Source organism: Aquidulcibacter paucihalophilus, assembly GCF_002105465.1.
Taxonomy (GTDB): domain Bacteria; phylum Pseudomonadota; class Alphaproteobacteria; order Caulobacterales; family Aquidulcibacteraceae; genus Aquidulcibacter; species Aquidulcibacter paucihalophilus.
This window is the reverse complement of record NZ_NCSQ01000072.1, coordinates 91,212-112,985: the sequence shown is the minus strand read 5'-3', so window position 1 is coordinate 112,985 and position 21,774 is coordinate 91,212. Positions and strand designations below refer to the sequence as shown.

Annotated in this window: 21 protein-coding genes; 14 read left to right on the top strand and 7 right to left on the bottom strand. The window is 57.1% G+C overall.

The features are described 5' to 3' along the window. Positions 1-227 precede the first annotated feature (227 nt). Positions 228-890 (bottom strand): fused DSP-PTPase phosphatase/NAD kinase-like protein, encoded by a 663-nt coding sequence (locus tag B7364_RS06630; RefSeq protein WP_085339199.1) that lies wholly within the window; start codon positions 888-890, stop codon positions 228-230. 118 nt (positions 891-1,008) lie between these two features. Here B7364_RS06630 and B7364_RS06625 point away from each other — a divergent pair, with 118 nt between their 5' ends. From B7364_RS06625 to B7364_RS06600, 6 genes are all read left to right on the top strand, one after another. After that, positions 1,009-1,773, top strand: a complete 765-nt coding sequence (locus tag B7364_RS06625; protein ID WP_085339197.1) for a lysophospholipid acyltransferase family protein — start codon at positions 1,009-1,011, stop codon at positions 1,771-1,773. Then, the gene (locus B7364_RS06620; RefSeq protein ID WP_085339195.1) at positions 1,770-3,068 is read left to right on the top strand and encodes a 3-deoxy-D-manno-octulosonic acid transferase; all 1,299 of its coding nucleotides are present in this window, start codon (positions 1,770-1,772) and stop codon (positions 3,066-3,068) included. The genes B7364_RS06625 and B7364_RS06620 overlap by 4 nt, the downstream gene beginning before the upstream one ends. Continuing rightward, positions 3,065-4,066 (top strand): tetraacyldisaccharide 4'-kinase, encoded by a 1,002-nt coding sequence (gene lpxK / locus B7364_RS06615; RefSeq protein WP_085339193.1) that lies wholly within the window; start codon positions 3,065-3,067, stop codon positions 4,064-4,066. Before B7364_RS06620 ends, lpxK begins: the two co-directional genes overlap by 4 nt. 9 nt (positions 4,067-4,075) lie before the next feature. Continuing rightward, positions 4,076-4,996 carry a lysophospholipid acyltransferase family protein gene (locus tag B7364_RS06610; RefSeq protein ID WP_085339190.1) on the top strand — a complete coding sequence of 307 codons (921 nt, stop codon included), beginning with the start codon at positions 4,076-4,078 and terminating at the stop codon, positions 4,994-4,996. 46 nt (positions 4,997-5,042) lie between these two features. Continuing rightward, positions 5,043-6,086: a class I SAM-dependent methyltransferase gene (locus B7364_RS06605; protein ID WP_085339188.1), complete on the top strand. Its 1,044-nt coding sequence runs from the start codon at positions 5,043-5,045 to the stop codon at positions 6,084-6,086. Positions 6,087-6,283: 197 nt separating this feature from the next. Next, a complete protein-coding gene (locus tag B7364_RS06600; RefSeq protein WP_232780831.1) occupies positions 6,284-6,769 on the top strand; it encodes an ion channel in 486 nt (161 codons plus the stop codon). Here the strand turns inward: B7364_RS06600 and B7364_RS06595 are convergent. Both B7364_RS06595 and B7364_RS06590 read right to left on the bottom strand, forming a co-directional pair. Next, complete coding sequence (locus B7364_RS06595) at positions 6,766-6,969, bottom strand: helix-turn-helix transcriptional regulator (RefSeq protein WP_085339184.1); 204 nt, start codon at positions 6,967-6,969, stop codon at positions 6,766-6,768. The genes B7364_RS06600 and B7364_RS06595 overlap by 4 nt on opposite strands. Continuing rightward, the gene (locus B7364_RS06590) at positions 6,966-7,355 is read right to left on the bottom strand and encodes a hypothetical protein (RefSeq protein ID WP_085339213.1); all 390 of its coding nucleotides are present in this window, start codon (positions 7,353-7,355) and stop codon (positions 6,966-6,968) included. The genes B7364_RS06595 and B7364_RS06590 overlap by 4 nt, the downstream gene beginning before the upstream one ends. A 186-nt stretch (positions 7,356-7,541) precedes the next feature. On the opposite strand from B7364_RS06590, the gene B7364_RS06585 reads away from it, so the two are divergent. After that, positions 7,542-9,560 carry an acetyl-CoA carboxylase biotin carboxylase subunit gene (locus tag B7364_RS06585; protein WP_198534068.1) on the top strand — a complete coding sequence of 673 codons (2,019 nt, stop codon included), beginning with the start codon at positions 7,542-7,544 and terminating at the stop codon, positions 9,558-9,560. Positions 9,561-9,571: 11 nt separating this feature from the next. Here B7364_RS06585 and B7364_RS06580 read toward each other — a convergent pair whose 3' ends face one another. Then, the gene (locus B7364_RS06580; RefSeq protein WP_085339180.1) at positions 9,572-10,861 is read right to left on the bottom strand and encodes an Hsp70 family protein; all 1,290 of its coding nucleotides are present in this window, start codon (positions 10,859-10,861) and stop codon (positions 9,572-9,574) included. Positions 10,862-11,007: 146 nt separating this feature from the next. Between B7364_RS06580 and B7364_RS06575 the strand changes: the two genes are divergently transcribed. Then, positions 11,008-11,460 carry a MarR family winged helix-turn-helix transcriptional regulator gene (locus B7364_RS06575; RefSeq protein ID WP_085339179.1) on the top strand — a complete coding sequence of 151 codons (453 nt, stop codon included), beginning with the start codon at positions 11,008-11,010 and terminating at the stop codon, positions 11,458-11,460. Further along, positions 11,448-12,683 carry an Lcl C-terminal domain-containing protein gene (locus tag B7364_RS06570; RefSeq protein WP_085339177.1) on the top strand — a complete coding sequence of 412 codons (1,236 nt, stop codon included), beginning with the start codon at positions 11,448-11,450 and terminating at the stop codon, positions 12,681-12,683. Before B7364_RS06575 ends, B7364_RS06570 begins: the two co-directional genes overlap by 13 nt. Positions 12,684-12,685: 2 nt before the next feature. Here the strand turns inward: B7364_RS06570 and B7364_RS06565 are convergent, their stop codons facing one another. Next, complete coding sequence (locus B7364_RS06565) at positions 12,686-13,774, bottom strand: aldo/keto reductase (RefSeq protein ID WP_085339175.1); 1,089 nt, start codon at positions 13,772-13,774, stop codon at positions 12,686-12,688. A gap of 100 nt (positions 13,775-13,874) precedes the next feature. On the opposite strand from B7364_RS06565, the gene B7364_RS06560 reads away from it, so the two are divergent. Continuing rightward, positions 13,875-15,062, top strand: coding sequence for a BaiN/RdsA family NAD(P)/FAD-dependent oxidoreductase (locus B7364_RS06560; RefSeq protein WP_085339173.1), 1,188 nt, complete (start codon positions 13,875-13,877; stop codon positions 15,060-15,062). On the opposite strand, the gene mprF is transcribed toward B7364_RS06560, so the two are convergent. Both mprF and B7364_RS06550 read right to left on the bottom strand, forming a co-directional pair. Next, positions 15,059-17,779, bottom strand: coding sequence for a bifunctional lysylphosphatidylglycerol flippase/synthetase MprF (mprF, locus tag B7364_RS06555; protein WP_085339171.1), 2,721 nt, complete (start codon positions 17,777-17,779; stop codon positions 15,059-15,061). The genes B7364_RS06560 and mprF overlap by 4 nt on opposite strands. 75 nt (positions 17,780-17,854) lie before the next feature. Next, on the bottom strand, positions 17,855-18,334 hold the full coding sequence (locus B7364_RS06550) for a hypothetical protein (RefSeq protein ID WP_085339169.1): 480 nt from the start codon (positions 18,332-18,334) through the stop codon (positions 17,855-17,857). A 585-nt stretch (positions 18,335-18,919) separates the two neighbouring features. Here B7364_RS06550 and B7364_RS06540 point away from each other — a divergent pair. From B7364_RS06540 to pip, 4 genes are all read left to right on the top strand, one after another. Next, complete coding sequence (locus tag B7364_RS06540) at positions 18,920-19,333, top strand: PaaI family thioesterase (protein WP_085339165.1); 414 nt, start codon at positions 18,920-18,922, stop codon at positions 19,331-19,333. After that, positions 19,330-19,713: a DUF423 domain-containing protein gene (locus B7364_RS06535; RefSeq protein WP_085339163.1), complete on the top strand. Its 384-nt coding sequence runs from the start codon at positions 19,330-19,332 to the stop codon at positions 19,711-19,713. The genes B7364_RS06540 and B7364_RS06535 overlap by 4 nt, the downstream gene beginning before the upstream one ends. Then, a complete protein-coding gene (locus B7364_RS06530) occupies positions 19,700-20,704 on the top strand; it encodes an alpha/beta fold hydrolase (protein WP_085339161.1) in 1,005 nt (334 codons plus the stop codon). The genes B7364_RS06535 and B7364_RS06530 overlap by 14 nt, the downstream gene beginning before the upstream one ends. A gap of 72 nt (positions 20,705-20,776) precedes the next feature. Next, entirely contained in the window at positions 20,777-21,769 is a 993-nt protein-coding gene (gene pip, locus B7364_RS06525) for a prolyl aminopeptidase (RefSeq protein ID WP_085339159.1), read from the top strand. Positions 21,770-21,774 lie beyond the last annotated feature (5 nt).

Sequence of the window (21,774 nt, the reverse complement as noted above, 5' to 3'; positions counted from 1 at the left end):
CATACCTCACCGGTATGTGGCCCTCGGCGAATGGGTACGATAGTGCTAGACCGCACGAAGAAGGAAGTCCGGCCAAGCGCCGTCGAGATCACAGCGTTTTTGGTGGGCGCTGTGGCAGGAATTGCTTGCGTGGTCTTGATCGTTCGTTGAACCTTGGTGCCTTAAGGCGCATGCCAACCGTGTAGTGCACCATGGTCGGGACAGTTGCTGCGGTACAGGTACCCCACCTATTCCCGCTTCAAAATATTGTCGACAATCCAGCTCCAAGCTGCTTGGGGCTTATAGCGGGCTTTGAGATCGTCGCGGTCATATTCGGTGGTAAGCCAGGTCCAGAAGTCGATGCGGCCGGTGGCCTCGATCTTGGCCCATTCGGCCCAGAAGAAGTCGAGGATGCCGGTTTTGGCCGCACTGATGTGGAGATATTTGAAGCTCAATTGCTTGCGCGCTTCTTCCAAAGGCACGCCTTCGATCTGATAGAGATAAAAGACGCTCATGGTCCCCGCGCGATCTGCGCCCGATTTACAATGCATCAGGGCAGGATATTCCATGGTTTCAAAAGCTTTTTTGGCTTCGATTAAGCGCTCGGCATAGGGCGCGCCACGGCTCTCGCTGTGCAGAAATACAAGGTTAAGGCCCAACTTCTCGCAGGCCTCTTTTTCCAAGACGGTGAAGCTTGCGTCCGTATCACCACGCAGGTTGACGATGGTCTTGATGCCAAAGTCTTTCCATTCCGCCAATTGTTTGGGGCTGGGTTGATTGGTTCGCCACATGCGGGGGCTAATTTGGTATTTATTCTGAAAGCGCGCGCGCAAGAAGGCATGGTCATTCCACCAATAGTCGCGTTCAGCGGCTTTGCGGCGTTCAGGCGTGGAGAGGTCAAATTTGGGCACGGGCGCGTCTTTTCGGCTATTGGGATCGCATCTAGGCAGCCCCGCGTTGCCATGCAAGCCTTAGCTGTGGCACCCGCGCACTCGCCTTTGACCGCAACGCTCGTTATGGAGCGGGACTATGAGCAAAAAACTCTCGCGCGCCTTCTTTCGATCCTCACCCATTCAGTGGTTTTTTGCGGGCTTCTTGGCCGCTTGGATGGCTTTGGTGCGGGTTACAACACGGTGGACTTATGTAGGCCTTGAACATGCAGAGCCTGTGTGGAAGTCCGGTAAAGGGGTGGTGTGGTGCTATTGGCATTCTCGTATCATGGGCGCGCATTCGATCTGGCCGACCCATGTGCAAAAGATGTTGATGCTGATTTCGTTGTCCCCCGATGGCCAGTTTGTGGCGCGCGCCGCAGAGCTAGTCGGCCGTACGGTGGTGCGGGGTTCTTCCTCAAAGAAGAAAGCCGATGGCGAGACCGAAGATAAGGGGGCACTGCAAGCCTTTCGCCACATGTTGAGCCATGCCTCTAAAGGCGGGTGTGTGGGCATTACGCCCGATGGGCCACGTGGACCCCGCATGCGGGCCCAACTTGGCGCGGTTCGGGTGGCAAAAATGGCCAAAGTACCGCTGTTGCCCTCGGCCTTTGCGGTCAAGGGTGGGGGGTATGCCAAGAGTTGGGACCGCTTTCATTTGCCGCCCTTATTCTCGCGCGGCGTTATCGTCTATCGCCCCGCCATCGAAATCCCGACCAAAGCGACCGAGGCCGATATGGAAGCTGCCCGTTTGGCCCTGGAGGTTGCCTTGACCGAGGCCATGCAAGAGGCTGATCGCTTGGTTGGTGGCCCGCTGATCGAGCCTGCGCCGCCCGAACCACCCGTCGACGAGGTTGAGGCGTGACCGAGACGTTACCCTTTTCCTTGACCCTCTATAAGGTCGCGACCCAGCTTCTGGCGCGTTTCATGCCGGGTGTTTTGGCAAGGCGGGCCGCAAGGGGGCGCGAAGACCCAGCCCGGATTGCAGAGCGCTTAGGCACAGCCCCAGTTGCGCGACCTAAGGGCACATTGGTTTGGATTCATGGGGCCAGTGTCGGGGAGTCCCTAGTTGGCCATGCCTTGGCGCAAGCGTTGCGCAAAGCCCATCCGGGCCTGACTTTCCTGTTTACCAGCGGCACCAAGACTTCCGCGGATCTGATGGCGCGCAAGCTTTCGCCGCCAGATTTGCACCGCTATGTGCCCGTCGATACGCCCATGGCGACCAAGACCTTTATCGCGGCGTGGCAGCCAGACCTTGCGGTTTTTGTTGAGGGTGAGATTTGGCCCAACTTGTTGCTCGCAACCAAAGAGGCAGGGGTGCCTTTGGCCCTGGTTAATGCGCGTATGACGGCACGCTCGGTCAAGGGGTGGCGGGGCAGGGCCAAGACGGCAGAGCTCTTATTCTCCCTGTTTGACGTGGCTATGCCCGCCGACACCCGCACATCTGAAGCCCTTAGCCTGTTTCGCACCGGCCCGATTGGCACGGTGGGTAATCTCAAGTTGGCAGCACCCGCACCGCTGGTGAATGCGAAGGAAGCCAAGCTTTTGGCGGGCAAGCTGGGCGATCGGCCGGTTTGGCTGGCAGCCTCCACCCATGAGGGGGAAGAGACTGTCCTCCTAGCCGCTCATGCGGCTTTGCTGCTGGGTGCACCAGATGCCCTGTTGATCTTGGCTCCGCGCCATCCAGAACGCGCGCAAGATGTGGAGATTGAATGCCGCAAACAGGGTCTCGTGCCGGTCCGCCGCTCTCTTGGTCATGTGCCTGGGTCGAAGACCTCCGTTTGGCTGTGGGATACATTGGGTGAGCTTGGTCTTGCCATGCGTTTAGCCCCGGTCACCTTTGTTGCGGGCAGCTTAAAGCCCGGCATTGGTGGTCATAATCCGGTTGAGCCGGTCCAACTTGGCTCAACGGTGATGAGCGCAAGTTTTGTTGGAAATTTTCTTGATCTCTATCAGGCCTTGGAAGACCAAGATGGGGCGGTGATTCTGGATGATCATGCGTCCGACCGGATCGCATTGACTTTGGCTGGGCTCTTGGGTGACCCAGAGCGGCGCGCGCACTTGAATGCGGCGGCGCGCGACGTGATTGCCCAAGGCACCCACGCTATGGCCGATACGGTTGCAGCCCTTCTAGGCCTGTTGGGGCGGGCCAAGGTATGAGAGCGCCAGCTTTCTGGACTATGCGTCATGGCCGCGATGCCGCCCCGGTCTTGCGCTTGCTGCTATCGCCCCTCGGCGCGCTTTACGGGGCAAGTGTGGCCCGCCGGATCGCACAGGCAAGCCCCGTTGCTTTGCCCATCCCTGTTATCTCCATCGGCAATTTGACGGCTGGCGGTACAGGCAAGACGCCGTTTTCTGAGAATTTGCGGACTTTGTTGGCAGAGGTTTTAGGTGGCCCGGTTGGCATTGTCTCGCGCGGCTATGGCGGCAGGCTGGAAGGCCCCGTGGTGGTGGATAAGTCCCTGCACCGGGCAGAAGATGTTGGCGATGAGCCTTTGATGTTGGCCCAGGGCGGGCCCGTCTTTGTGGGGCGTGATCGGGCGGCAGCGGGCAGGCTTGCCGTAGAAGCGGGTATGCAGGCGCTAATTCTCGATGATGGGCATCAGAACCCGGCCTTGGCGAAAGCCATCTCGCTTGTGGTGGTCGATGGACAAACGGGCTTTGGCAATGGCCACCTCATTCCGGCGGGGCCGTTACGCGAAAAGCCCACAATTGGACTGGCCCGTGCGGATGCGATCGTGGTGATGGGGCCAGCCAGTGAGGAGACGCTCGAAGATATTGCAGGCTTTCAGGGCCCGATCTTTCACGCAAGCCTGAAAGCCAAGCCAGTCGCGATTGAAGGCCCAGTTTTGGGTTTCTGCGGCATAGGCCGGCCTGAGAAGTTTGATGCGACCCTGCGGGACTTGGGCTTGAATGTCGTCGATCTATACCCATTTGCCGACCACCACCTCTATCGCGCCCATGAACTGCGCCGACTGGAGGCAGATGCGCGCGCGGCAGGGGCAAGTTTGGTGACGACAGAAAAAGACCATGTCCGTCTGCCCCCTGATTTCGCAGCCAAAGTACGGGTTGTGCCCATTGAAGCGGTTTTGGCCGATGCAGCAGGCTTTTCGGCCTTTCTGCGCGGCAAACTCGACAGCTATCTCGGGCAGGATTAGGATTTTTCCATGACAGCAGGCCGTCGCGAGTCCTTCTTCAAGCGCATCGAATCTTGGGCGTTTCACACCTATTGGAACCGGATCAGCCGGATGTCTTTGGATGAGGCTTCCAATGCTGGCGCGGGCTTTGCCCGTACCCTTGGCCCGATCACCAGCGCGCATAAGACAGCCAAATATAATATGCGTTTGGCCTTTCCCCGCATCACACCGGCTGAAGAGCGCGAGATGCTGGACGCGATGTGGGACAATTTAGGCCGTGTGGTGGGGGAGTTTCCGCATCTGTCGGCCATGGGCCTTTTCACCCCGGAAAGCCGGGCAGAGTTTCACGGCCTGGAAATCCTCGACCGCTATGTCGGCACGGGTTTGCCCGGGGTGTTTGTCTCAGGCCATTTTGCCAATTGGGAAGTCATGCCCGCAGCCATTGTGCGCCGCGGGGTGGATTGCCGCGTGACCTACCGGCCTGCCAATAACATCTGGGTCGATGATACTATTGTGAAGGCGCGGGCCGATTATGGGGTGCGCTTGTTTGCCCCTAAGGGCCCGTCCGGCGGGGTCAGCTTGATGCGAATTCTGGCCAAGGGCGGCTCAGTCGCGATGATGAATGATCAGAAATATGAGACAGGCGTAGAAGCCCCATTCTTTGGTCATCTCTGCAAGACAGCCGATGGGCCTTCGCGCCTGGCTTATCGCTTTAAGGCGCCCTTGCAGACCATGACGGTCAAACGCTTGTCGGGCGCGAACTTCACGGTTGATATCCAAGAACCCATGATGATGGACTTTGACTTGCCGGTGGATGAGGCCGTCCATGCCTCTGTCTTGCGGATCAATCAATTCATGGAAGAAAACATCCTGAAAGCGCCTGAACAATGGTTTTGGGTGCATGCGCGCTGGCCGAAAAAGGCTTGGATCGATGCGGGCGTGATGGATTGATCACATTTTGATTGGCCAATCGGACAGACAGGTCTAACTTAAGGCCATGGACCGCATTGAAGCTTTGAAATATCGCGCGGGGGCTACGGCCAAGCTGGCCTTTTATGCCGCCCATTACGGCCTGTCGCGGGCAACATCGGCCCCATTTGATCGGCCGGGGGAAGCTCCCTTTAGCTCGGATAAGCCCAAGCCTGATCTAGCCCGGATGCGGCAAGCCTATCTGGCAGCCTTTAGCCAAGATATGGCCCATATTGATGCGGGGCTTTACCTTGCCCCACTGGCCAAAACCGAACTGGCCCAGACGCGCAAGAGCCTCGCCTATTTGCGCGATGTGAAGGCCATTGATCAGCGTCGCTTGGCCAAAAATGGGGTTGAAGTGCGCGAAGAAGGCTTGGGGGAGGGGTTTCCCGCCTATTTCCGACAGAATTTCCACTGGCAGAGCGGCGGCTGGCTGACGCCTGAAAGTGCAGATTTGTACGATTTTCAAGTCGAGACGATTTTTACGGGTTCTGCCGGGGCAATGCGGCGGGCAACCGCTTTAGCCCTGTTGGCTAAAAGCCTGAAGGGCGTCGATCAACGCACCATTACGTGTGTCGAGCTTGCGTGTGGTACAGGCCAATTGGCCCGCGAAGTCATGCGCAATTTCCCGCGCCTGCGCTTAACTGCCCTTGATATGAGCCCGCCCTATGCCGCCGCAGCCGCCAAAGCGCTGACCCCCTATCGCCGTGCGACCGCCATCAGTGGCGCAGCAGAGGCAACACCATTTGAGAACGAAACCGTGGACCGGGTCGTATGCGTCTACCTCTTCCACGAATTGCCACCCAAAGTCCGCAAAGCCGTGGTGGCGGAGGCGGCCCGCATTTTGAAGCCCGGCGGGATTTGTGTGCTGGCCGATGCGATTCAGACCGGGGATGATCCTAATCTCGACCGCCTGTTGGACGCTTTTCCCGTGGGTTTCCACGAGCCCTATTTCACCTCATATCTGACAACCGATATGAAAGCCCTATTTGCGGCCGCAGGCTTGGACTTTGTCGAAGGTGCACAAGCCTTTTTGACCAAGGGGTGGATGTTTCAAAAGCGCGGCAGGTAAGGCTGTTGCCTCGCGCCCTTCGATCTCCCTCAGCCCCGCTCCCAAGGGGATAGAGGTGCTTTTCTCCAACACCCTTCACAACCACCCCCACGTGTGACCGAACGTCGCGCGACCATTTGGGTGACGGGCCAAGCGCATGCCCCTATAGTGGCCCTTAACTTGGCAGCCGGCCAAGCGGAGAGCCGATCTTGGGCGTTGTGAACTTTCTCACCGATATATGGGACACTTTGGCGATTTCGTCCGTAATGGTGGCCGCTACCGTGACCATTCACTTCGTCGGTCTGGCGACCTTGATGCTGATGATCCGGCAAAGACAACCCCTGGCAGATCCAGACACACGACACATTTCGCTGCGGGTTTTGGCCATTTTATTTGTGGTTTTCGGCCTGTTTGCGGTGCATACAGTTGAAATTTGGCTTTATGCGATGGTCTATTATTTTGGCCTGCATGCGTTTCATGACTTTGAAACTGCGCTTTATTTTTCAACCGTCACCTTTGTGTCGCTCGGCTATGGCGATGTGATCTTGCCGCGTGATTGGCGCTTGGTGGGCGCGATTGAGGCGGCAAATGGCGTGATCTTGCTTGGCTGGTCGACGGCCTTTTTGATAACCGTAATCGGCCGTCTTCGCGCGCTTGAGCATGAATGGCTAGACCCACGTCAAGACAAGACAGGGGGCGTTTAGCCCTTTCGATGCGGGTTCACAAAGATCGCCTCGACCTCGGTTTCAAACAAAGCCGCCATTTTGAACGCAAGATCCAACGACGGGTCGTGCTGGTCAGCTTCAATCGCAATAATGGCCTGTCGCGAAACCCCTAAAGCCTGCCCAAGATCGGCTTGGGTCAGGCCTTTGGCGGCACGTAGGGCGCGCACATGGTTGATCATTTTGTCGCCCTACGAGCGAAGGGGGCCACTAGGGCAAAACAGGCCCAAAACAGCGGGTAAATCATCCAGCCTGGGACATGGGCGGCCCCCGCATAGCTTTCGGCAAAGCCCCAAGCCGAGAAAAGCGCCATCGCAATACCTGAGGCCAGAATGAATTGCCGCGCTAAAAAAGCCCCGATGAATTCGTCACTGTCGCGGATCATCACCAAAGTGGCCCAAATCTGTCCAGCAATCGGCAGACTGACCAATGCGGTCAAACCCCAGCGAGCAGGGGCGGGCAGGCCATCCATCAAGCCCGCAATCGCCCCAGCATTGATCAGGACATAGAGGCCCATGAACACCATGGTGCGGATGATATAGGTTTTGGCTTGGGGTGTTTGTTCCATGGCAATTGCCTCCCGAATGTCAGGTATACCTAACATTTTCGAAATGTCAGGTCAAGCTGACATTTGCGATTTCTTGCACCTTCCCAGACCCTGCAAAGTTGCATCGCGCGCGATTGCCCTCTAACCAGTTCCCGACATAATAAAGTCGGTAATACGGCTGACAGTTCTAGGGGCACACGGACCAAGATGTTTGATAAGATTCTGATTGCCAATCGCGGCGAAGTCGCAGTCCGCATCATCAAGACCTGTCGGCGTATGGGCGTGAAAACCGTTATCGTGTTTTCCGAGGCTGACCGCGATTCCATGGCCGTTGAGATGGCTGACGAAAAGGTCTTTATCGGCCCGGCTCCCGCCTCAGAATCCTATTTGGTAATCGATAAGATTATAGCCGCCGTCAAACAAACCGGGGCTCAAGCCGTCCATCCAGGTTTTGGCTTCTTGTCGGAAAAAGTGGAATTTGCCCAGCGTTGTGCCGATGAAGGCATCGTCTTCATTGGTCCTAATCCCCATGCCATCCATGCTATGGGCGACAAGATCGAAAGCAAGAAGACCGCGGCGGCCGCTGGCGTCTCCTGCGTGCCGGGCCATATTGGCGAAATTGCGGACACCGCCCATGCGGTCGCAATTTCTGAAGAGATTGGCTATCCGGTCATGATTAAGGCCTCGGCTGGCGGTGGCGGCAAGGGCATCCGCGTGGCCTATGACCGCAAGGACGTCGAAGAAGGCTTCCCGGCCGTGCGCGCAGAAGCCAAGAATGCCTTTGGCGATGACCGCATCTTTATCGAGAAATTCATTCTGGCCCCACGCCATATCGAAATTCAGGTCTTGGGCGACAAGCATGGCAATGTCGTCCATTTGTTCGAACGCGAGTGCTCGATCCAACGGCGCAACCAAAAAGTCATTGAAGAGGCCCCAAGCCCGCTTCTCGACGAGGCAACCCGTGCGGCCATGGGGGCCCAAGCCGTCGCACTTGCCAAGGCTGTCGGGTATGACAGCGCCGGGACGGTGGAATTTGTCGCCTCGGGCAAGGACAAGAGCTTCTATTTTCTGGAAATGAACACCCGCCTGCAGGTGGAACACCCGGTTTCTGAGGCCATCACGGGTCTTGATCTGGTTGAGCAAATGCTGCGGGTGGCCGCAGGTGAGGCTTTGTCTTTCCAGCAGCAAGACCTCAAAATCAATGGCTGGGCCATTGAAAGCCGCATCTATGCCGAAGATCCTTATCGTAACTTCTTGCCCTCCATTGGTCGCTTGAAGCGCTACTTGCCGCCCATTGAAGGCGATTTTGGCACCCATAAAGTGCGCAATGATGCCGGTGTGCGAGAGGGCGATGAGATCTCGATGTTCTATGATCCGATGATCTCCAAGCTTGTGACTTGGGCCCCAACCCGTTTGGCCGCGATTGACGCCCAAGCGGCAGCCCTTGATACTTTTGCCATCGAAGGCATTCAGGACAATATTCCTTTCCTCGCCGCTGTGATGGAAGAAGCCCGCTTCCGTTCGGGCGATATCACCACCGCCTATATCAAGGATGAGTTCCCAGACGGCTTTAAGGGTGCGCCCTTAACCGATAAGATTCTGCGCCTGATGGCGGGTGTTGGGGCCTTGGTGCATATGCGCAAGCTCGCCCGCGATGCCCAGATCAGCGGCCGCATGACCCCGCATAAGCCGATCCGGAGCGATTGGGTGGTGCGCATTGAGGGCACCTATCACCCCCTCCATGTGGAGATCACAGAGGGCGGTGCACATATCCGCTTTGAAAGTGGTGATACGATCGACATGACCAGCGACTTTAAACCCGGTGACCGTTTGATTACCGGGGTAGCTCGTGCGGCGGGCGTGTTTGAGAATGAGGGCTTTGCCGTCAAGTTTAAGGACCGCGCGCAAGGCTATGAGTTCCAGTATCGCGGCGCAAAGGCTGTGGTCATTGTGGCTACGCCACGTGATGCAGAACTGCACGCCAAGCTGCCAGAAAAGGTCGCAGCCGACACCTCCCGCATGATTATCTCGCCCATGCCGGGCCTTGTTGTCTCCATCGAAGTTGTGGAAGGCCAAGAGATTAAGTCGGGCGAGGCGATTGCCATTGTCGAAGCCATGAAGATGCAAAACATCATTCGAGCCGAACGCGATGGCAAAGTTGCCAAAGTCCATGTTGGGGCTGGGGCCGCCGTGGCCGCCGACGAAATCATGGTGGAATTGGGCTGAGCTCAGCCGCTTTAGGCCAACCAGGGGCTGGGGTCGTCTTCTTGGGCAATCAGTGAAAGCCCATGGGCGATAGAGACAAATTGGTCGCCGGTCTCGACTTTCTGGGCCCCAAATCGGGTCTCAAACTGGGCTTTGACGGCGGGCACAAAGCTTGACCCGCCGGTCAAAAACACCCGGTCAATCCCGCCTTCATCAAGGCCAGCTGCCGTAAGCGCATCGCTGACACAGGTGTCGATCTGATGAAGGTCCTCGGCAATCCAGGCTTCAAAGTCAGCGCGGGTGAGCGATTTGACCAGATCGGTCCCGGCAAAGGAAAGCCTGAAGCTTGCTTCTTCGGCGTGGCTTAAAGTCGTCTTGACCGCTGCAATGGCGCGATAGAGGTGATAGCTGGCTTCGGCATCTAAGAAGTTCAAAAAGGCTTGGATTTTTTCAGGGTTCAGGGCCTGCTTGACGAGCTTTTGTAAGTCCTGATAGTCGCGCGTATGGCGCATGATCGACAATTGGTTCCATTGCGAAAACCGGCCATAATAGGCCAAAGGCACCGGCAGGACCTTACCGTCACTGGCATAGTGAGAGCCTTTGCCAAAGAGCGGCGAAACCAGATGGTCAATGATGCGTTGGTCGAAACTATCGCCCGCAATGCCGACACCGCGATGGGCGAGTGCTACGGCCGATTGGGTCTTTTTCCCGCGCTTAAAGCGGATGATGGAAAAATCACTCGTCCCGCCGCCAAAATCCGCCACCAAAATCGTGGCGTCTTGGGTTAGGCGCTGGGCAAAAAAGAAAGCCGCCGCCACGGGTTCATAGACATGGGCGATATCCTCAAAGCCTGCTTTGGTTAGGGCTGCGTGATAGCGGGTGCGGGCTAAATCTTCATCCGACCGGCTGCCAGCAAATCGCACGGGCCGGCCCACCAGCACGCGCTTGGGGAAGGGTTCGCTTGCGCGCTCACGTAAGCGGCGCAAGAAAGCCGCCAACAAATCCTCAAACCGCCACGCCTTATTCTGGATGACGGTGCTGGTGAAGAGGGGGCTGGCGGCAAAGGTTTTGAATGATTGGATGAAACGACAGTCCCCGCCCAGCTCTAAGAAGCGGTCAATCGCCCATGGACCCACCTCCATCATCGCCTTGGCGCGGTGGTCATCTTCCTCATGCCAAAAACACAAGACCGACCGACAAGCTTGGACCAAGTCATGCTCATGCGCAAACTGGATCGCACGACTTTTGCCCTGCCCATCGGGCAAGGTTGCAACGCTGTTGGTTGTCCCGAAGTCGAGACCAAGGGTGGGGCGGTGTGTCATGGGGGCGGTGGGCTTAACGGTCTGGCGGAGGGTTGTCTAGGGTCAAACGAGTCAGAGCTGAAGGTGACAGGCACCTCCATCTCATCGCTGCAGGCTTTCTTGAGCCGACTTGTTGACAAAAGTTAGATATCTAATATTTTTTTCCAATGCGCCCTCTCTTTCATCCCATTCTGCACGCCGCGCATTTGATCGAAGCGCAGCTACGCGATGCTTTGGCACCCATCGGCCTGCACCCAAGGCAGGCACGTATGCTGATGGCAATTGCCGAAAATGGGCCGCTTAAGCAGGCCCAATTGGCGCTCGCCTTTGATTTGGCTCCCCCAACCGTGACGATCATGCTCACCCGATTGGCGCGTGATGGCCTGATCAACCGACACAGTGTGGCCGACCAAAAACAGACCGCTATTGCCTTGACCGAAGCGGGGAGGGCTTTGATCCCTGAGATTGAGCGGGCTTGGATGCAGGTGGATCGGATGCTGTGCCACAGCATTGGAACCCCACAAGCTGAGGGCCTAAGCCAGGCGGCCCGCAAGCTACGTGACGCCCTTGGTGGCAAACCACCCCACGCCAAATTGGGAGATGACGAATGCGGGTATTGACCAAACAACGCGCTTATGTGGCTTGTCTTGTCCTAATCAGCTGGACAAGCCAGGCCTTAGCCCAAGCCCCAGCTTCTAAAGCACATTATCCGATTGTCGGCACGGGTCAGGACCAATGTTACGGCGTGACGGGGGAGGTTATCCCTTGCCCACTCCAAGGGCGGGCTTTGTCTGGGCAAAATGCCCAGCACCCCGGCAATCGGGCTTCCTACAAAGATCTCGGGGATGGCACTGTGCGCGACATGGTCACAGGCCTTGAGTGGGCAAAAGCCCCCAGCATCCCGCTGACATATGCCCAGAGTGCTGGCTATGCGCGGGCCAGCCGTCTGGGTGGCCATGATGACTGGCGGGTTCCAACCATTCGTGAGCTCTATTCTTTGATTGATTACCGGGGCAGCTATCGCGGCGATCCTGCAAACTCCCGGCCCTATATCGACACCTCCGTGTTCCAGTTTGCCTATGGCAAGGGATTGGGCTTGGGTGATGCTGCGGAAGGACAGCGCCCGATCGATGTGCAGGAGTGGAGCTCAACGCGCTATGTTGGGAAAACCATGGGTCGGGATGACACGGTCTTCGGCGTCAATTTCGCCGATGGCCGGATCAAGGGCTATCCTGTCATGGATCCAGCCAACCAAATGAGAACGCCGCACCGGCTTGGCGTTCGGCTGGTGCGCGGCAAGCCTTATGGCGGGAATGATTTTGCCGCTGCGGCCGACACAGTCCATGATCAAGCAACACAGCTCATGTGGCAGCGCCAAGATGATGCCACACCACGATCCTGGGCTGATGCCTTGGCCTATTGCGACGGGCTGACGCTGGCTGGACATCAGGATTGGCGATTACCCAATGCCAAGGAATTGCATTCCATCGTGGATTATGACCGCATTCCTGCCATCGACCCTGTTTTCAAGCTGAGCGATCCAAAAACCTATCTTTGGTCATCAACCACCCATTTAGAAGGCCCGCCTCCAGCCAGCGAGGCAGGGCGGGCTTTCCAACAAGCGGGGGAGCTGGCTGTCTATGCGGCAATTGGCCAAGCCCAAGGCTTTATGGAAGCCCCACCGGGTTCCGGGCATAGGCGTTGGCTGGATGTCCATGGGGCAGGAGCCATGCGCAGCGATCCCAAAACCGCTTTGCCCGGGCAATTCCCTCAGGGTTTTGGACCACAAGGGGATGATATTCGCGGGCACCACCTTGCCATATGTGTGCGCGATGCCCGGTGAATTTAGCCCACGGAACTTGCCCGATCACGGCCTTGAACCTCAAACATCCAGCCGGGATATTCGGGCGGCAGGGCAGAGACTTTGTCGAGGGTTGCAAGCTCGTCCCCGCTTAAGTGCACCGAAACCGCACCAAGATTATCGCTCAATTGCTCCTCGGTCTTGGCCCCAATGATAACGCTGGTCACCCAAGGCCGATGCAGCAGCCACGCCAGCGCGACTTGTGCGACAGAAACCTGATGGGCCGCCGCAATGGGTTCCATCGCTTCAACGCAATCGAAAAGCCGTTCCTTATTGACAGGCGGGAAATCAAAGCTGGCCCGGCGGGCATTATTGGGGCCTGCCTGATTGCGCTTGAATTTACCTGATAATAGCCCCCCAGCCAGCGGACTCCACGGCAGGATGGCGAGTTTCTCACTCATGGCCAGTGGTACGACCTCGCGTTCGAGATCGCGCGAGGCCAAGGTGTAATACATTTGCATGGATTCAAATCGGGCATAATTGTGGCGTTCAGCGATGCCATTGGCTTTGGCAGTTTCCCACGCAGCCCGGTTGCACAGGCCGATATAGCGGACACGGCCCGAGCGGACGATGTCATTGAGGCTATCCATCACTTCCTCAAGCGGGGTCAGCGGGTCATAGCCGTGGATCTGATAGAGGTCGACATGATCCATTTTCAGCCGCCGAAGACTGGCGTCAATGGCGTCGAACAAATGTTTGCGCGACAGACCCGAGATATTGCGCGTGGTTTGCCGACGCTTGGCCTCGGCCTCAGCATGTGGGCTGGCATCAGGCGGCAACAGATCCTGAACCCGTCCATGGGCCTTGGTGGCAATGACAATCTCATCACGGCGCAGGCCTTTGTCGATCACCGCCTGGCCCAACATGTGTTCTGAGACTCCATTGGCGTAAACATCGGCTGTATCAAAAAAATTGATACCTGCATCAAAGGCCTGGCGAACAAGATTGCTCGCGGTATCCTGATCCTGCCCGCCTATGGCTGACCAGATGCCACCGCTACCGCCAAAGGTCATGGTGCCCAGACACATCTCCGACACGACAAGACCAGTCCGGCCCAGAGTTTTGTATTTCATCGGTGCGCCTCCTCCAATTATTGTCTCGTTTCAAGGCAGGCTACACGCTCTGCTGCATCCTTGGCTATCCCTAAATGCGTGATGGCGATAAGGCCCGAGCATGGCAGAGACATTTGATGTGATTGTGGTGGGGGCAGGAGCGGCAGGCTTAATGGCGGCTGCGCGCGCCGGGCAACGTGGCCGAAAAGTGCTTTTGCTTGAGCATACCAGCACAGTCGGGGCGAAAATCCTGATTTCGGGCGGTGGGCGATGTAATTTCACCAATATGGAGATTAAGCCCGACCGCTTTATCTCGGCCAATCCCCATTTTGCGCGCTCGGCGCTTGCCCGTTACACCCAATATGATTTCATCGAGTTGGTTAAATCCTATCATATTCCGTTTTATGAAAAGACCTTGGGGCAATTATTCTGCGAAGGGGCAGGGGCGGCGCGCCTCATCGTCGATATGTTGCTGGCTGAATGCACCAAGGGAGGGGTGACGATCGCAACCGATGTGCAGGTCCAGGAAGTGGCGCGGTCGGGCGAGAATTATGTCGTCACCACGCACGTGGGTCGGGCCATAGCACCAAGCCTCATCATCGCCACAGGCGGCCCGTCTATCCCGAAATTGGGCGCTACGGGATTTGCCTATGAGATTGCCCGCCAGTTTGACCTAGCCGTGATAGAGCCCAAGCCTGCGCTTGTGCCCTTGGTGTTTGGTATCAAGGATATTGAATTGATGCGGCCTCTGGCAGGGGTGTCGCTTGAGGGGGTAGCGGCCAAAGGCAAGACAGCTTTCCGCGAAGGCATGGTCTTTACCCATCGAGGCCTATCTGGGCCTGCCATCCTTCAGATCAGTTCTTATTGGAATAAAGGCGAGAGCATCCATCTCAACCTCCTGCCTGATATCAAAGCCGATCAGTGGCTGATTGAGGCAAAGACCGCCCGCCCGCGCGCGCAGGCCGCAACCATCTTGGCCGAGCGTTTACCCCAGCGCTTAGCCCATGCCTTGGCCGACAAGGCGGGGCTGGACCGCCCCATGGCAGACCTGAAGGACGCACAGCTGCGAAGCTTGTCTCAGACCCTGCACCATTGGGACCTGACGCCTGTGGGCGATGAGGGCTATGCCAAGGCCGAAGTGACCAAGGGCGGGATTGATACCGCCGCCCTCAATCAAAAGACGATGGAAGTGAAGGCGGTCCCGGGCCTCTATTTTATCGGCGAAGCCGTCGACGTCACGGGTTGGCTTGGCGGCTATAATTTCCAATGGGCGTGGTCGAGTGGGGTGGCAGCAGGCGAGGCAGTCTAACCGCTGCCCTTCACCATCGCCCTTAAGCCACCACTTGTTAGGGCTGCCACATCGAGAAGGGCCGCTGGCAGCATCACATCGGGCGGGGCACAGAGATAGAGCGGTTTCCAAGTCGGATTGAATTTGTCCTTAAAGCGGCGAAGCCCGCGGAAGCCATAAACCTCCTCGCCCTCTTCAAACACAATGGCCCCCAGCCGGACCAGGAAAGGCGCACCCTTCAGGTCAGAGAGACCAGATAGAGGCGCCATGGCCAAGTCAAAGCGGCGATAATGTTGCTCTTTGGCCCAAAGGGCGATTTCCACAAACAAATAATCCATCACCCCATGCGGCGCGCTGGGGCTGTGGCGCATCAGGTCAATCGCAATTTCTTCGCCATCGGGTGTGGTCCACAAGCTGGCAAAGGCAATCATCGCGCCTGTTTTGTCGCGCACATAAGCGGTTGGAAAGCGGCTCAGATAGGTGCGGTCAAAGGTACCGAGCGAAAAGGTTTTTTCCCCGCCATGATGGGCACGCAGCCATGCCCGCGAGATGGGCTCCATCTCATCCAAGAGGCCTGCAGTCTCTGAAGCCGGGCTGTAGAAAAAGCGCACGTCTTCGCGTGCCATCTTATTGCGCGAGGTGCGCAGGTTTTGTGCGTCCTTGCCGATCAGGGTGAAAGTTTCCAGATCAACAATGGCGGTTTCGCCAATTTTGCGGACGACATAGCCGCTCTCGGCAAAATCAGGTACCAACTCGCGCGAGACGGCGTAATAAATGGGGCGCGCTCCAGCTTGATCGGCTGCTTCGCGCACCTGACGCAATAGGGCTTGCCGTTCGCTGGCAAGGCCAACCGGATCGCCATAAATGATCCAGCGATTGCCACGCGCGCGATACATCACAAAGCTCTTGCCACTTTCGGAAAACAAAAACAGCTTATCGCCCAAAAAGGCGAGGTTGACGTCAGCGCGTGGGTTCTCGGCCTGTTCCAAAATTGCTTGCGCACGCGCCATATCTGCCGGGTCTGACGCGCGCTTTCGGCTTGCGTGCCACGGCGTAAACAGCGCCCAAACGGCGACAAACAGGGTCATGACACAGGCTGCAGTCAAGGCCCGGAGGCTGCGCGCCGCGTCATTGTCGCGCACAAAGTCCCACCACAGCTCAGCCCGAAATTCCACATTTTGATAGGCAAACAGGCTGAGCCATCCAGCTGCGGCGACCGCACCCGCTAGGGCTGCGATCCAAGCAGGCGATAAGAGTTTGGGGCCAAGGGCGGATTTGCGGGTAAAGGCTGCCCGGCAGGGCAGGGTCAAGGCCAGTACGATGGCTAAGAGGGTGGCCTCTTCCCAATCTAAGCCTTTGGCGAGGGAAAAAATGATCCCGCCGCTTAGTAATACAAGGGCCCCACCCCAAGCAGCCGCTACTTTGCGCCATAGGCCTGCCGCGATGAGCAACAGAAGCACGCCGACGATCGAGGCGGCAAAATGGGAGAGGTCTGAGACTGCCCGCAAATCCCACGCATCAATGGCCTGCATGCGCGCTGAAAGCGCCGGCGTGGCAACCGAGCTTAAGAGGACAAGCCCAGCCATAAACACCAAGGTCGATAAGATACGCGGCGAAAGCTCTAAGGTGGCTTCACCCAAGGTCATGCCGAGGCGGGCACCGATGCGCGCGCCTAGACTATGGCCCATGGTCCGTGCGGCTTTGGCGGCAGGCCGGGCTGCTGGGGCTGCATGGTCGAGACCCAAAATGATCGTGCCGATCACCAAAGGAATGAAAGTGTAGATCAAGCGGTACACAACCAATGCCACCGCAGCGCCCGGTGTGTTTTGCGTCACAGGGGCCAAAGTCAAAATCGCCGCTTCGAAAATCCCGAAGCCACCGGGGGTACCTGATAGGGCCCCCAATAATCCTGCCAACACATAGACGGCCAAAAAGGCAGGATAGGACCAGCCGCCATGGTCGGGCAGCAAGAAATAGAGCACACCGGCCGCGCACATCCATTCTAACACGGTGATTGCAAGTTGGGTGAAGGCCTTGCCAACCTCTGGCCGGTGGATCACGGCCTCACCAATGCGGGATTGAGCCGGGCCAAAGCGCGCATAGATGAGCCATAAAGCGCCCGGAACCAACAGGAATAGGCCCAGACTATACCAAACCAAGGCGTGAAACGGGCCGTGGAGCGCTATCTCGGGGGCGGCATATAAAAGGCCAAGGGCCGCCGCCGTCAGGCCACCTACTTGAACCGCAGACCCTGTCAGAAATGACAGGGTGCCAATTTCGGCAGGCTGTAAGCCCCATTTACGGTAAAGCCGCAGGCGCGCAGTACCTGCCGTTACCCAGGAATAGCCAAGGCTATTGGCCAAAGCATAGGCGGCGATGCTGGCGCGCGCGGTGCGGGCGCGCGGTAGGCTTTTTCCCAGCATGGTCAAAGCAAATCGATCATTGAAGGTAAGGGCTGCATAGGCGAGGCCGACACAGGCGACGGCCCCCAACAAGCTCCACGGATTGACCGCTTCGAAAGCGACCTTCAAATCCTGCAGACTATGGCGCGTCATCTCCTCATTGATGAAAACCAGCGCCACGATAAAGACGCCAAGGCTGATGGCGGCCGTAAGCAGAGGATGGGTAAGGCTGCCGCGTGCGCGACCCCAAGCAGCACCCAGCATGGTACGCCACGCTGCCGTGCGGGCTTCTTCTTCCTCAAACTGTTCAGTGGGGTCGTGTTTGGCTTCAGTCACAGAAACGCATGTTGCCCGTATTAAGCGGGCAAAACAATCAGGTGACTGTGGCGGTAACGTATCAGTTGGGTGTGCTTAGGCCGCGATGTCGCGCACTTTGGCCCGAAACAGGTCTCGAGCAAGGCCTTTGCCAAAGATGGCCAAAGCTTGGCCTCCAGCAAAATCCCGCACACCAGCTACGCGGGCAAAACCTTCAAAGGTCACAAAAGTCTCGTGCAGGGCTTCAGGTGCATGGGTTACAATGGCCGCATCATAGCTGGCCAATTGGTCCTTGGACAAAGACGTGGTCACACCATCAGGTGCCCAAAGAATGCGAATGGATTCTTCGCAACGTGTGGCCTCATGGCTCAATTCAAAATGCACGCCGGGAAATTGGCGAGCAAGAAGCGCGACATGGGCACCCGCATCGGTTGCCATCACTTCGATCACATGGGCGCAAGACAAGTCTAACGTCGTATGGACACGCTGCAACAAGGCCCAAGAGGCGCGCTGTGCACGCCGTTGCGCCATTTGGCTTTCAGATTCAATTAATTGTTTTTCTTCCGCACGCGCCACAAGCGTCTCCTAATTTCTAGCCTCAGTGTGAATCGCGTTGGTAAACGAGACGTTAGGACGGAAAAAAATTACAGCATCCGGTGCTTTTTCTTTGTGGAGCGATTGAGTTTTTGTTTCTGAGGGCCGTCCCAGCTTGCCATCCGCGGCGGAGCGTGCGTTGCACACGGGGGCGAGCCCATCTGCCTCAATTTGGGAGAGTGAAAGCTTAAGCTTCGTTTTATCTGGAAGGCTTTGGTGCAGGCGCTGCTTCTACCAACGGCCAAGGTCGATTGTTTGTGGGCGATTTGACGAGTCAAGTTTGCTGGGCGCGTTTAAATCAAGACTTGAGGTCCACTGCCATTCAAGAAAGGGAAGTGGCCTTAGCGCTGCAGATTTCTGAAGACAATCTAGACTTAACGCGACAGACCGCCCCATCACGCCAGAGGATGCGGTTTGGAGGACCAAAGGGATCACCAAAGCGCATCTACACGAAACCATACTTTCAATCACCATAATGATTTCGGCCGCCTCCCACATCGAGGGGGAAGGCAAGCACACTGGGCGAAGTGGCTGGACCTGATTGGGGTGAGCCTTTAGCGTGGGGTGATGAGCCCAGACGAGATCAATCAGTTTTTAGCCCAAGCCTTTAGCGGTGGCACGCCCCCCTTGGTCAAAGCTGCAGACGGTGAAACGGCACGCTGTCGCATCGCCTTTAATCCAAACCAAATCCGGCCCGGGGGCACGTTGTCAGGGCCGACTATGATGGCTTTGGCCGATACAGCAGCCTATGCTTTGGTTTTATCAGCCATTGGGTTTGAGCCCTTGGCCGTGACAACCAATCTCTCCATCCAATTCATGCGCAAACCCAAGCCCAAGGATTTGATTGCCGAAGTGCGCATGATGAAACTGGGCAAGACCCTGGCCGTGATGGAAGCAGGCATTCGGTCTGATGGCGAAACCGATTTGGTTGCCCATGCCGTGATTACCTATGCTATTCCACCCAAAAAGGTGCCCGCATGAAGCAGAAGACAGTTTTGGGCCTGATTTGCCTTTCGGGTTTTTTGGCAGTGGGGATCGGGGCGTTTGGGGCCCATGGCCTGACAAGCCCCCAAACCAAGGCTTGGGTGGTGACGGGTAGCGGACAGCATATGGCCCACACTTTGGTGCTGTTTGTCTGTGTCTGGCTCCAAACCCAAGGCTATCACAAGGCCCGCTTTGCGGTCCCGCTGTTTGGCCTTGGCATGATCCTCTTTGCCGGATCGCTCTATGCCTTAGCTTTGGGCGCACCGCGCGCTGTGGCCATGGCCGCACCCTTGGGTGGCCTTAGCTTGCTGGCAGGATGGATTTGCCTTGCTTGGGCCTGTTTCAGCCGAAAGGAAACCTTGCATGAACGCCATTGATTGGGCCCAGTTTGGCTTGTTTGCTCCAGAAATCCTGCCCGTCAATGGCATTGAGATGGCGGTTTGGGATACGGCGACGCCATCACATCTGCCACCTGTGATTTTGTGTCATGGCTATCCAGAGCTTGCGTTTTCTTGGCGGCATCAAGTGGTGGGGCTACCCAAAGCAGGCATTCGCGCACTAGCCCCGGATTTGCGCGGCTATGGCCTAACTTCGGCACCCGAGGCGATTGAGGCTTATGATCTTGATACGCTAACGGGCGATCTGGCAGCTTTGCTAGACGCCAAAGGAATCGAAAAGGCCGTCTTTTGTGGTCACGATTGGGGCGGGCTGATCGTCTGGGCGATGGCGACCCGTAGGCCCGACCGGGTAGCGGGCGTCATCGGGGTCAATACGCCTTATACCAAGCGCCCGCCGATTGATCCAATTGCCCTTTATGAGCAGCGCTTTGGCCCTGATCATTATATCATCTTCTTCCAAAAGCCCGGCGCGATGGAAGCGATTTTGCAAGAAGATGTTGACAAGACCTTCCGCTTTTACATGCGCCGCTCCAATGTCACGCCACTCGAGTTTGATGCCCGCCCGGAAGGCAAGCGCAACCATGCTTTTCAATTGGCTTTACAAAGCTTTGACAAAAGCAAGGCGACCTATCCTTTGTTGAGTGAGGCGGAGCACCAGGTCTATGTGGAGACCTTCACCCGCACAGGCTTTCGCGGTGGGATCAATTGGTATCGGAACTTTACCCGCAATTGGCTCGACAGTGCCGATATTCCAGACCTGGTCGTTCAGCCCAGCTTGATGATTATGGCTGAAAATGATGTGGTTTTGCCGCCGTCTGCTGCCGATGGGATGGAAAAATACGTGCCAGACCTCGACCGTGTGCTGATTCAGGGCTGTGGCCATTGGACCCAGCAAGAAAAGCCTGAAGAGACCACCAAAGCTATTGCCGATTGGATGCATAAGCGTTTTGGCGGCTTGCGCGCGTCGTGAACGGCCCAGCCTGACCCATCTTGAACGCCCTTGCGACCCGCTCTAAGCCCTGTTGGGACAAGAAGGACTCTAATGCCCGATTCTGCCTCTATTCGCCGTGCACTCTATCCCCAGATTGAGCCGTTTCAGACGGGGCGGTTAGCCGTCAGTGACTTACACACCCTCTATTTTGAACAAGCTGGTACGCCTGAGGGCACGCCTGTGATCTGTCTGCATGGCGGCCCTGGTGGGGGCATGAGCCCAGATATGCGGCGCTTCTTTCACCCTAAGAAGTGGCACATCATCGGCTTTGACCAGCGCGGCTGTGGTAACTCTACCCCGCACGCCGAAACCCGCCACAACACGACGTGGGACTTGGTTGAAGATATCGAAAAGCTGCGCGTGCATTTGGGCATTGAGGCTTGGGCGGTTTTTGGCGGCTCATGGGGGTCAACTCTGGCCTTGGCCTATGCGATCAAGCATCCAGACCGGGTATTGAGCCTGACGTTACGGGGGATTTTCCTGATCAGCCAAGCCGAAATTGCGTGGTTCTATCAATCCGGTGCCAGCAACATCTTTCCAGACGCTTTTGACCGTTATGTCAGCGTGATTCCAGAAGAAGAGCGGCACGATATCGTCGGGGCCTTCCACAGGCGCTTGTTTAGCGAGAATCGCGATACGCGCATTTTGGCCGCCCGGGCTTGGGCGCGCTGGGAGGGCGATTGCTTGTCCATGAAGGGGCCGGATGCGCGCCCTGGGCGCTTTGAGGAAGACCGCTTTGTCGAGGCCTTCGCCCGGATCGAGAATCATTACTTTGTCCATAAGGGCTTTTTTGAAACCGATAGCTGGCTGCTGGACCATGCCTCTGTGCTGAAATCCATCCCGATCCAGATCGTTCATGGCCGCTATGACGTGTTGACGCCCTTATCCTCGGCATGGGCGCTGAAAAAAGTCGTGCCCCATGCCCAGTTGGAGATCATTGCCGATGCGGGCCATGCAAGCTTAGAGCCCGGCATTGTCGACGCGTTGGTACGCTTTACCGATGATTTGGCGACCGGGTTTAAACACAGGCCCAAGCGGTCTTAAGTGTA